Genomic DNA, 11,737 nt, shown 5'->3' with positions numbered 1-11,737 from the left:
TTGAATGGAATCCAACACTTCGCTTTGAAGAGGTTGCAACTCCTTTTCTTGTGTTAAAGACGTATAAACTTGTCGGATATAAAAGTTGGTTGTGTTATGCATGTTCTTGGCACGTTGGCACATCTCTTGAAAATATTCGTGCATTCGGTGTCCTTTTTTGACACAAATTTGCATGGTTTTGTAGTTTGCCATTTGACCTTCACCCCCAAACATAAGTTCTAATACGTTTATATTACCCAAAAAATTATAAAAATTCTAGTACCAAAACCGCCAATTCACCTCCCACCTAAATTTCTATCGAATTTTTGAGGAAGGAATCCTCTTGGCTTTAATGATAGAAACTATCGAAACAGCCACAGTCTCATCTATCCTTTCAAATTTATAGTTTGACTTTATACCCCTGTAGGTATATTATATAAGAAACAGCTTATTAATAGAAAAGGAGACTAACAAAATGAAACAAATAAATGTTCAGCAAGTAGAAGAGAAATTAAAAAATAATGAGGACGTAACATTAATTGATGTAAGAGAAACGGATGAGGTAGCTGCAGGAAAAATTCCAGGAGTTATAAATATTCCGTTAGGACTGATCGAATTTCGCATGCAAGAATTAGATAAATCTAAGGAGTACGTCATGGTTTGTCGTTCAGGTTCTCGAAGTGGACTAGCTACACAATTTTTGCAAAGCCACGGATTTAACGTAACTAACATGGGTGGCGGGATGATTTCTTGGCAAGGTGATGTGGAAACATCTAGACAAAATAACTACACAATGAGCAGGTAATGTCGGCTTATAGTTATAGCATGTCTGCCTCGTATGACAAAAGCATTTGAATGAGGCCATACAAAAAAAGATATAGTTTATTCTGCCAAGTGCTATTGGAGAAAACTTTAGTTGGACGTTATCCTTTAACATTAAAGTAATGAATTTTAGGTACACAAATATCCCCCTGCACTCCATTTCAATCGGAACTGCAGGGGGAATTTTGTGTTAACTATTTCGAGAGTCGAATGACGTGTGAGAACCGTCCGAGACCAGTGAAAAAGTGTTATATTTTCAGAAACGTTATTAAAATTATAAGTTGAGATGCATAAAGGCTTGATGATCCCTGCGCAAACTCGCTTTCCGCGGAGAAGTCGTCAAGCCGCTTCGGACTTTGTCCTGTAGGGTCTTGACTGACTTCCTTTTCCGCAGGAGTCTCGCTTGCTCCAGTCTCATCAACTACCTCTGCAATAAGTCAAATTGGATTATTATGCATTCTAATTTAAGTAAATTGACTTTTTCAGCAGTCTCGAACCGTCCCCATTCACCACCGATTCAACACCGGGTTACCCATGTTTTACCTGATAACCCTTGTGGTACAAGTCTAATAAGGGGGATTTTGTTGATGAACGTGAAACAATGGGCAATAGAAAAAAGTGTATTTATTTTTTCCGCATTAATCATCTTGTTTGTCGTCCTTTGGGGGGCATTTTCTCCAGAGGCGATGACTAGAGTAATGGAACAAATAATGAATCAAATGATACAACAATTCGGATGGCTTTATGTCATCTCTACTTCTATTTTTATTGGTTTTTGTTTATTCTTAGGATTTGGTCCATACCGGCATATGAAACTAGGAAAAAAACATGACAAACCGGAATATACATATTTCACTTGGTTAGGGATGCTTTTCGCTGCAGGCATGGGCGTTGGCCTTGTTTTTTGGGGTGTAGGAGAACCACTTTCTCATTTTCACTCTCCTAATGGAGGAATAGAAGCGATGTCCCAAGAAGCTGCCGAACAAGGACTTCTATATGGAATCTTTCATTGGGGTATTCATCCTTGGAGCATCTATGCCATCGTGGCGTTAGGTTTAGCATTCGCTAAATTCAGAAAGAATCTACCTGGATTAGTAAGCTCAACATTTTATCCATTGATTGGAGATGGGGTTTTCGGTTGGCAAGGAAAAACCATCGATGTGATTGCCATTGTTGCTACTACAGTGGGAATTGCTACGTCATTTGGCATGAGCACACTTCAGGTGGGAAGCGGACTATCACACCTTTTTGGAATATCGGCAAATAACATCATTCATTTTACAATTATTGCTATTGTCACCGCAATATTTCTTTTCTCTGTTCTAACAGGTTTAAATAAAGGCATGCGTTATTTAAGTATTTCGAACTTAGGTTTGGCCGGTTTTTTACTTCTGATTGGCCTTATCTTAGGTCCCACTGTTTTCATTCTTGAACACTTCACGCTTACTTTTGGCCAATACTTCACCCAATTGCCAGAGCTTAGTTTTACCACATCACCTTATACTGAAAACGAATGGATGGGAGAATGGACGTTATTTTACTGGGCATGGGTCATTTCATGGAGTCCTTTTGTTGGCACCTTTATCGCAAGAGTGTCAAAGGGACGATCCTTACAAGAATTCATTTTCGGAGTTTTATTTGTCCCTACAGTACTGACGATGATTTGGTTCGTGACATTCGGTGGTTCCGGATTATATTTCGATCTATTTGAAGGCACATCTATTGCTGAAGATGTCGCCTCTACACCAGAATCTGGTTTGTTCCTCGTCTTAGAACAACTGCCAGGTTCCTTCATTTTAAGTATCGTTGCATTGATCCTCATTTCTATTTTCTTTATCACGTCGGCGAACTCTGCAACCTATGTACTCGGTGTTTTCGCTTCATCTGGAAATTTAAATCCAAAAGCTCGCGTATTATTCATATGGGGTCTATTAATTTCCGCGATAGCCTCTGTTCTTCTTTTAAGTGGAGGATTAGAAGGAATGCAAGCCGTCGCAACGATCACCGCATTTCCATTTACATTTATTATGTTTGCCATGTTAGTTTCGATCTTCCGTTCCTTGAAAAAAGAAGGGATCGACACATCCAAAGTTAAAGAAAAAGAAGATTGGTAATCGTGGAGACAGTTCTATATTAGTGAGATCACATTCAAACTAGATTCCGAATTGAACTACCGCTAGGCTAAAGCCGTAGCGGATTCCTAAGTACGGGGTTCTACTGACCCCTAATTGATTAGGCTATCCCCGTAGTTCCTACGGTTAGAAGTCTTATTGCTTCTTGTTCAAGATTAATACTTGCGTTAATATCTCTATCGTGGTGAGTATGGCACGTAGGACACTCCCATTCACGCAATGCAAGATTCTTAACGTCTTTATTTCGGTAGCCACAAGAGGAACATAGTTGGCTTGAAGGGAAGGTTTTTCCTACTGGAACAACCTGTTTCCCATACCAGTTCGCTTTATATTCAAGCATAGTACGGAACTCTGACCAACTTACTTCACTAATAGCTTTTGCTAACTTGTGGTTCTTTAACATATTTGATACTTGCAAATCCTCCATTCCAATAACGTCGTGGTTTTTGACGATATTGGTACTGACCTTGTGCAAGTAGTCTGTTCTAACGTTTATGATTTTTTCGTGAATACGAGAGACTTTCACTTTTTGCTTTTGATAGTTTTTCGCTTCACGTAAAGGTTTCTTCTCTTTCATTGCCTGTTCTTTACGTCTAGAAAGGATACGTTGAGCGTCGGCTAGTTTTTTCTCCATCGTTCGTAAAAAACGAGGATTTTTATAGACTGTACCATCTGAAATAATAGCGAAGTCCTTTAATCCAACGTCCATACCAACAGATGACCCTGTTTTAGGTAATTCATCTACCTCTGTTTCTACAAGGAGAGATACAAAATATTTACCAGTAGGATTTCGTCTGACGGTAGCACTAAGAACACGTCCTTCCACGTCACGACTTTTGGCGAATTTCATAAGCCCTAACTTCGGTAGTTTGATTTTATTATCAAAAATAGCGATATTCCCGTTCGTTTGCTTTGTCGTATAGGATTGAACAAGGTTCTTTTTGGACTTGAAACGAGGTGCTTTGTTCTGTTTCTTGAAGAAACGACTAAAACTGTCTGACAGATGCTTAACGCTTGTTTGTACAGCGATACTATCCACTTCTTTCAGCCACTCGTATTCTTTTTTTAATTTCGGAAGTTGAGATGAACAAGTGCTGTACGTTAAGCCTTCCCCTGTTTTTGTGTAGGTGTCATTCCATCTACCTAAAAAGTAATTGAACACAAAACGCGAACAACCAATCGTCTTAGCGATTAATATTTCTTGTTCGTTATTCGGATAGATTCGGAATTTGTAGGCTTTGTGAACGAGCATTGACAGTCCCCCCCTTCAAATGATAGTATATACTAAATGTATACTTAAAGGGTGTGATAGTCAAGTGGAACGTATACCGAAATTGATTAAATTTCCTGCTGATTTAGTAAAGAGAATAGAAGAATACCAAACAGAAAATCATATATCATCTTTTGCAGGTGCAGTGTATGAGTTAATCCGCAAAGGATTAGAGAAGTAATGGATTATACTTCTGAAAATCACAGTAAGCATTTGTTGGTCTGTCACTTAATATTCGTATGCAAATACCGAAAAAAACGTTTACTAAAAGTAGGTCAAATCGTTAAATGCGAAATTGATTTATTTCAGGTCACTACGGGTGGGAAATTATCGAACAAGAGATAGACCAAGACCATATCCATATCTTAATCCGATACTCTCCAAAGTGGAGCGTTCTTGAAATTGTTAGATTGTTAAAGCAACTTACAACTTATCACATTTGGAAAAACACAGAGAATATCTTTCTCGACACTTTTGGAAGGAACGCACATTTTGGAGTGATGGTTATTTCTGTTGCAGTATAGGTAATGTTAGTAGAGAGGCAATACAAAAGTACATCCAAACTCAAGGAAGTTAGGGCTTACATCCCCTAGCCTAAAGGCATAGGGGTTTTACGCCCCTCACTATAAAAATGAGAGACTTTTTCACTGTCCTTGGTCCCGAACCGTCCCCTTGTATCACCCTATTTCATTGTATAAATCCATAAAATAGTATAAATGACATAATATGTATAAAAAATAGAACTAGTATAATCGACAAAAAGAGATGCTATAATTTATATAGCATCTCTTTTTCTGATGTTATTCTACGATGGAATTGAAAAAAATCTATCTACTATTGACTGACTACATATGAATGGGTGGCAGATCTCCAAACGGTTCGTTCACAACATCATTCATAAAATTCCCTGTGCTCATTGTGATTAAAACAGTCATGGCAACTAATAGAAGATACTTTTTCACATTCTCACCTCGCTTACGTAAGTATTCGTTTTTGATAATTCTATTTTGTCATATATGGAAAAAATACGTGATTGACGTCTGCTATCATTAGGTAAGTTTACATACAAAAAAACTACATAATTTGCCATAATACGAAATAAAGTATAAAAATACTTATTTTTTAGGTGGGATGCTAAATGGATTTCCAAATCGGACATAAAATTAAAGAACTTAGAACATTTTTTAATATCTCTCAGTCTGAGCTTTCCAAGGGAATATGTACACAAGCGTTAATCAGTCAAATCGAAAGTGGAGAAACCCTTCCATCAGCTGAAATTCTCTATCATATTTCCACAAGATTAGGTACAGATATGAATTTCTTTTTCACGATCACAGAAACACCTAGTCAAGATTATGCTCGCTTAGTACTTGAAGATCTTGATAATGCAGTTAGACATACGAAATATGAAGAAGTTCTAAGCATTGTAAAAGTAGAAAAAAAGAATCCATTATTCCAACAACACCCTCAATTACAACAAACGTTGTTATGGAGAGAAGCTATATGCACATTTCATTTACATCTAGATTTAGATAAAGCACTAATGTTGATCGATCAGGCTCTTGATTTGAGAGAAACAACAAATAAAAATTTATCCGTAGAAGAAATGAAAATCCTAAACAGTAAAGCCATATTACTTAGCCAATCTAAGCAAACAAAAGAAGCCAATCGGATCATCGATCGGTTACTGGAAGATATTAAAACATCACCGTTATTAAAAAATCCTCGAATTGCTATAAACATTTGTTATAACGGGAGTAAGATTTCTGTTTTACAAGGCAAAATAACAGAAGCAATTAAAAGAGCGGAACAAGGGATTAAACTTTGTTTAAAACATGAAGAACTTTATTTGTTAGGAGAACTTTTCTATCAAAATGGGCAGTCTCTTTATCTCAAGTCTGATGAAAATGGGACTGCATCTATCAAACTAATGGAAGATGCACTTTGGATCTTTGATCGAACAGAGAATAAACCGTTCTATGATTTAGTCGAAGAGGAAATCAATCATATTAGTGAGAAAATCAAAAAAGCGCCATAAAAGGCGCTTTTTTGATTTTTACGTCATTCATTAATTGATCTCCCCCGCTTCCGTTCTTTAGAAGTAGAGACAGGTCCCCTATCTTCTTCTTGTTCTCGTTTTTTCAGTCTATAAAATAATGACTTTAACTCTCTATGAAGCTTCTTTTGCTTGTCGCGCCTTTTCATGTGAATCGGGGCTTCTTTTTGATCAAATGACAAGAGAATTCCCTCCTTTTAATAGCTAGAAGAATACTCAAAACTCTTTACTCAGAGTTAATCCTTATTCTCCATCCAATACCGAGTGAATCATTTACCGCTGTTCTCAACTCACAATCTATGTGCAGCAATTTCCAGCCTATCCCCTATCATTTACATTTTTTTTCTCATAAAAACGAGCGCAAGCAATCTACCATCCCTTTCCATTTTGTCATATCTTTTAAAAGTGTGTATTAGCGATTTAACACTCTCTGCAAAGAAGAAACTATTCCTACCTTCGTATACTGCTAATTGTTTTAACTCATATAAATATACTTATGAAGAAAAAATTTCGCACCGAGAAGAATGTCCTTCTCGGTGACGATTATTCCACCACTTTATCCAAATGATATTTACTTGGCTTTTTTTACTATCAAAAGGTTATTTTACCTTTGTTTTGCCAATACTATGATTATACAGAGATCTAGTTTTTATTAGGAGGCATAGAGTGATGAGAGAAGATTCCTTTGCAATTGGGTTGTTTTGGGGGACAGTATTTAGTATTCCAGCATGGCTTTCCATTTTCGGGTTCATTAAATTAGTCCTTTGGGCCATTTTTTAATCATTTCCAATCGGTTTCATATCCTTGAATGAAGGGAACTACACGTTTAAGGAGGAAATAGTAAATCTCCCAACTCTTTCTTTTTTAAAAAATTGGAGGCGATTTGATGAAACGTATATGGCACGAAGCTTTAGTAAATTATCACATGTATCGTTATAATCGTTATACCGATGATGATTATGAAAAAAGAAGCATCGTCATAAAAAAAGCCTTTTACCATCAAGATCGATTATTAAAAATACAAGTCGCAAACCACAATAAAGTTGCTAACTAATTTGAAATTCGAATGGATCTCTTATCATGACTGAATTGTGAGTGAAATATCGGAAAGGTTCTCTGAATCACTTGAACCGAATCGTATAATAAAAGTAATGATGCAAAGTATAAATAACGACCGAGCGCTGACAACACTCGGCCGAGCAACTACATGCCGTAAGAAGAGCGGCTGACCTCAAGAAAGAATGAACATCAATTACTAAAAGAAGTAACTAGCCTTAATCCATTGTTCGTGGTGGGGCAGTTACTTCTTTTTGTTTAAAGTGCCGCACGGGGACGGTTCTCATGCGGCAGGCACAAAGCTTTCCAGTCGAACGGGGATGGTCTCTCTAATCTTTTCTTAGCTTCAAGCTCCTTCATCTTCGAAGTCTGCTTGATCCATGTCAACTTCTGTTTTTTCTTCCTCAGGTTCATCCGGCAGCTCTTGCTCTTTCCCTTCCATTTCCTCAGTTAATTCTTTTTCTACAGTTTCATCTATTTCACTTTCTACATTCTCGGTATCAGGACGATCTTTATCCTCATCTCGCTTTTTGTCTTTTTCTTTGCCGTTATTCGTTTCATTATCTTTGTCTTTATTCTTGTCTTTATTATCTTTTCTTTTACTCTCGTCTTTATCCTTGTCTTTATCGTTGCCTTTGTCTTTTTCTTTCTCTTTTTGCTTTTCTTCTTTTTCATCTACCTCTTCGTCGTCAGTCAGTTCGATTGAAAAAGAAAAAGTTTCTTTATGGGTATAGATACTATGGGTGTCTTGAACATTCGCACTAATAATAAAAACGGAACTAAACAGGATCATTATAAGAGCGGCTGTTTTTTTCATAGGACACTCTCCTCTTTAAATAAAGAAATGCAGGAAGGATCCCCCTCCTGCACCTCCTTAAAATCTTTTATTAACGAAGGTCACGGAAATCCACGAAGTTATTGTGGTCAGATCCTTCAATTCGAATATTGTCCTTGTTCCCATCAACAAGGGATCCAGTAAACTCTTCCCCACCCGGGAAGTATGCAGTGGCAGATTCACCTTTTATAACAATTCTCACATCATTAAAGCGCTCACGGTCACCATTACTAGCCAAGATAGCACTAGTTACAAACTCCTCTGCAACAACTTGAGAAGCTAAGATTTCAATTTCGAAATCTAAATCTTTCCCTTGGTAATTTTCAGTCATTTTTACGTTGTTATCCACATCGTCTTTATTTCCAGCTTTCCACTCATAACCTACTGCAAATGTACGCTCGTGATGGACGTCTGAGGTGAACAGATTACTTTGAAGTTCGTCATTACTCATTTTTTCTAAAGAATCCCCGGTAGTTTCATACCATTGTAAAGTAAAAGGTCCATAGTTCGTTCTAGCACTAGAACCTAAATCATGACCATCTACTTTTAGATTAAAATCTAGCTCGACATCAAGATCCGATGATACACCGGCACGGCTTGCAGACACTTCAAACAATCCACTTGTACCTGGCTTAATATTAGTTAAGGAATGACTTTCATATGCACCCATTTCCATAACAAATTCAGACGCGCTTGCTGTTCCCTCTACCGTCTCTTGCGCTTGAAACAATGCATTTGATCCAAGGCCAATCCCTGCTACTAATCCCCCTGCTATTGCCACACTCAATAACCCTTTGTTACGTTTTTTCATTTACAAACTCTCCCTTTTCTAAGTATTTTTTGTTCATGAATCATCTATGTAAAATGATAGAACAAACACAACAAGTAATTATTACGGAAAAACTAAGCTGGAACTTTTTCGCGTTTTTTCTGGCGTCGAAATCGGGTGACCGTTTCATCTATTAAAACTAATAAGACAGGTGCACAGACAAGTAGTAGAAAACCCTGCCATGTCCCGAGAAATGAACTAATAGAACCTAAGTAAGGAATAGAAAATACTACTTTGGATTCTAGCCGATCTTCTGTAACAAGAATCGAATCAACAGCATTATTTGCATCGCCTTTCGTTTCAAAAGCAATGTTCCCATTCTCTTTAACTACATTCGTCACTCGGTGTGTAACAAGTTCAGGACTGTTCTCTGCAAAATACGTAATTACATCATTTACTTGTACTTCCGAAGCTTCTATATCTATTCCTATAGCCATATCACCAATCTTATAATTCGGCTCCATGCTCCCTGTTAATACATGGTAGAAATTCACTCCAAACAAGGAACCTCTGTTATCATTGTCACTAAATGTAGTCACAGCTACCAAAACGAAGAGAGCTCCCACAGTAGTAAATAATAGATATTTTACAAACAGTATCATTTTAGTCATCCTGCACCTCTCCTTTTTAATAGATATTCTACAATTCAATTCTTTATATGGAATATAAATGCATTTTATGTTCTTAATTGAGAATATATGTCAATTCAAATAGTACGTTATTAAGAACAGTTAGTCAAGACTATTTGGAATTTATTTTTAAAAAAGTATTTAACACTACATTAATAGGAATAAAATACATTTAAACACACTTAATAAAGAACATTCCCTTTATGACGTTTAACCCTTAAAATAATTCTCTTTTTAAAATACAAAAAGAGAGCCCCCATTGAGGACTCTCTTCTCCACTTCCATTCTCTGAAATTATTTCGAGGTTCGAATGATGCATGAGAACCGTCCCCACGTATCAGTTGTGATAAACTAGCCCTATAATGAGATATGGGAGGGTGCAGGATATGACAATTAGTATTCAAGAAACGTTAAAGCTTCCAATCATGAATCATATGAAATTACTCGCTGGATTTAACGGCTTAGATAATCAGATTAACTGGGTCACCATCGTTGAAGTCCTTGAAGACGTCGACCGTCTCCAACAAGGGGAATTTTTACTGACGACTGGATATGGGTTATTTGAAAATGAAGACCAGATAAAAAAACTAGAGGAACTTTTTGCCCTTCATAAATTATCCGGCATCGCCATTTACACTGGTTTGTACATAGATGATATTCCTGAACGTTTAATTCATGCTGCGAATGAAAATAATTTACCTTTATTTGAATTACCATCGAACATTAATTTTTCAGCAATCACAAAAGAAATATTAGAAAGTATCGTCAATAATCAGATGGAGCAATTGCAATACTCGTTAAATATTCATAAACAACTTACTAAACTTGTCTCGGAAGGACAAGGATTTTATCCAATTACGGAAACGCTCTCTAACCTTACTGAAGGCAATGTCATCGTCTTCAGCGAATGGACGCAGCCGATTCACTATGTTGAAAATAACCATCACATTAGTTTTACAGATGATGGGACTCTGTTAATAAATGGTGAGAAAATGGATCTGAAACAAACGCTACAAGAAATATATCAATCTCAAAAACCTGAAAAAATATATCATCCTCATTACTTTATAATCGTCCATCCTCTCATCGTCAATCAGTCGGTTTTTGGTGGAATCGTTTTGGTAAAAAATTTAACAGCCTGGAGTTATGCGGATGAAATTGCCATTGAACATGCAGCAACTGTTTACGCGATTGATCATCTAAAAAATAAAGCCGTCGAAGAAACGCAAAGCAGGCTTCAAGGAGATTTTCTCGAAGAACTTCTACAAAGCCGATTTGATAACGAAAAAAACATCATCGAGCAAGGACAAAAATTTGATTACGACATCACACAGCCCCAATCTGTCATTCAATTAAAATTACCGGATAAACTCGATGAAGTTGAGAAAATATATTATTTTGATAAATTAAATCATCTCGTTAAACAAGTTCTAACGAAAAAGAACATCCCTTCGATTCTTCGTACATCTTTTAATTCTGTGATAGCGCTTTTTCATGTTCAGGGAAACACCAAGCAGGAACAAAAAAAGGACACAAAAAAAATTACAGAAAGTATTCTTAAAGAATGGAAATATTTCTACTCAGAAATTCCAATTAACATAGGGATTGGAAAAAGTTATAACCGTCCTTCCCTTCTACCTAAGAGTGCAAAAGAGGCTGATCAAGCAATAACGTTCATTAACTTGTTTGATAACAAAGAAATCATCCATTTTGAAGATTTAGGAACATACCATTTGTTAATTGAAATGATGGAAGTTGGCTTAGATTTAAAAAGCTTCTATGAAAATAACTTAGATCCTATTTTAACCCATCGAAAACAAGGCATTGACTTATTCCACACATTAGATATGTTTTTTCAAAACGACCGAAACATACAAACAACCGCCGCCAAACTTTTCATCCATCGGCATACGTTAACGTACCGATTAGCTCAAATCGAAAAAAAGACAGAGCTTTCTTTGAAATCACAAGATGATATTGTGAAATTGCAGCTATCGATCATGGCTTATAAAATCGTCCATTACGTTTATAACAATAATGGATATAATTAACATCTAGTCAAAAAACTAGGTGTTTTTTTGTGTTCATGATGAATCTTTTTTCCGGAAATTGGTTGATTATACATGATG

Annotated in this window: 11 protein-coding genes and 2 pseudogenes; 7 read left to right on the top strand and 6 right to left on the bottom strand. The window is 36.5% G+C overall.

Annotated elements, in window-relative coordinates:
• A pseudogene (locus QDN89_RS13875) lies at positions 1-192 on the bottom strand (RNA-guided endonuclease InsQ/TnpB family protein); the annotation flags it as partial.
• Positions 193-454: 262 nt separating this feature from the next.
• Between QDN89_RS13875 and QDN89_RS13870 the strand changes: the two are divergent.
• Together QDN89_RS13870 and QDN89_RS13865 are read left to right on the top strand one after the other, a co-directional pair.
• Positions 455-784 carry a rhodanese-like domain-containing protein gene (locus tag QDN89_RS13870; protein ID WP_280770745.1) on the top strand — a complete coding sequence of 110 codons (330 nt, stop codon included), beginning with the start codon at positions 455-457 and terminating at the stop codon, positions 782-784.
• 604 nt (positions 785-1,388) lie between these two features.
• Positions 1,389-2,915, top strand: coding sequence for a BCCT family transporter (locus QDN89_RS13865; RefSeq protein ID WP_280770744.1), 1,527 nt, complete (start codon positions 1,389-1,391; stop codon positions 2,913-2,915).
• 118 nt (positions 2,916-3,033) lie between these two features.
• Here the strand turns inward: QDN89_RS13865 and tnpB are convergent, their stop codons facing one another.
• Entirely contained in the window at positions 3,034-4,185 is a 1,152-nt protein-coding gene (gene tnpB / locus QDN89_RS13860) for an IS200/IS605 family element RNA-guided endonuclease TnpB (protein WP_280770743.1), read from the bottom strand.
• A gap of 64 nt (positions 4,186-4,249) precedes the next feature.
• Here tnpB and QDN89_RS13855 point away from each other — a divergent pair, with 64 nt between their 5' ends.
• From QDN89_RS13855 to QDN89_RS13845, 3 genes and pseudogenes are all read left to right on the top strand, one after another.
• On the top strand, positions 4,250-4,384 hold the full coding sequence (locus QDN89_RS13855; RefSeq protein ID WP_280770742.1) for a hypothetical protein: 135 nt from the start codon (positions 4,250-4,252) through the stop codon (positions 4,382-4,384).
• A pseudogene (tnpA, locus tag QDN89_RS13850) lies at positions 4,384-4,780 on the top strand (IS200/IS605 family transposase). The gene QDN89_RS13855 and the pseudogene tnpA overlap by 1 nt, the downstream one beginning before the upstream one ends.
• 561 nt (positions 4,781-5,341) lie before the next feature.
• Positions 5,342-6,241, top strand: coding sequence for a helix-turn-helix domain-containing protein (locus QDN89_RS13845; protein ID WP_280770741.1), 900 nt, complete (start codon positions 5,342-5,344; stop codon positions 6,239-6,241).
• A gap of 23 nt (positions 6,242-6,264) precedes the next feature.
• Here QDN89_RS13845 and QDN89_RS13840 read toward each other — a convergent pair whose 3' ends face one another.
• Positions 6,265-6,441 (bottom strand): hypothetical protein, encoded by a 177-nt coding sequence (locus QDN89_RS13840; RefSeq protein ID WP_280770740.1) that lies wholly within the window; start codon positions 6,439-6,441, stop codon positions 6,265-6,267.
• A gap of 704 nt (positions 6,442-7,145) precedes the next feature.
• On the opposite strand from QDN89_RS13840, the gene QDN89_RS13835 reads away from it, so the two are divergent.
• A complete protein-coding gene (locus QDN89_RS13835) occupies positions 7,146-7,313 on the top strand; it encodes a hypothetical protein (RefSeq protein ID WP_280770739.1) in 168 nt (55 codons plus the stop codon).
• Between the two features lie 348 nt (positions 7,314-7,661).
• On the opposite strand, the gene QDN89_RS13830 is transcribed toward QDN89_RS13835, so the two are convergent.
• The 3 genes from QDN89_RS13830 to QDN89_RS13820 all read right to left on the bottom strand — a co-directional run bounded on the left by QDN89_RS13830 (position 7,662) and on the right by QDN89_RS13820 (position 9,590).
• Positions 7,662-8,132, bottom strand: a complete 471-nt coding sequence (locus QDN89_RS13830) for a hypothetical protein (protein ID WP_280770738.1) — start codon at positions 8,130-8,132, stop codon at positions 7,662-7,664.
• Positions 8,133-8,202: 70 nt separating this feature from the next.
• On the bottom strand, positions 8,203-8,961 hold the full coding sequence (locus QDN89_RS13825) for a hypothetical protein (RefSeq protein WP_280770737.1): 759 nt from the start codon (positions 8,959-8,961) through the stop codon (positions 8,203-8,205).
• A 92-nt stretch (positions 8,962-9,053) separates the two neighbouring features.
• Positions 9,054-9,590, bottom strand: coding sequence for a signal peptidase I (locus tag QDN89_RS13820; protein WP_280770736.1), 537 nt, complete (start codon positions 9,588-9,590; stop codon positions 9,054-9,056).
• 404 nt (positions 9,591-9,994) lie between these two features.
• Between QDN89_RS13820 and QDN89_RS13815 the strand changes: the two genes are divergently transcribed.
• Positions 9,995-11,659, top strand: a complete 1,665-nt coding sequence (locus tag QDN89_RS13815) for a PucR family transcriptional regulator (RefSeq protein ID WP_280770735.1) — start codon at positions 9,995-9,997, stop codon at positions 11,657-11,659.
• The last annotated feature ends 78 nt before the right edge of the window (positions 11,660-11,737 follow it).

The organism is Salipaludibacillus daqingensis (assembly GCF_029891575.1).
Lineage (GTDB): Bacteria > Bacillota > Bacilli > Bacillales > Salisediminibacteriaceae > Salipaludibacillus > Salipaludibacillus daqingensis.
The sequence above is the reverse complement of the archived record's forward strand: the minus strand, read 5'-3'. Positions and strand labels throughout refer to the sequence as shown.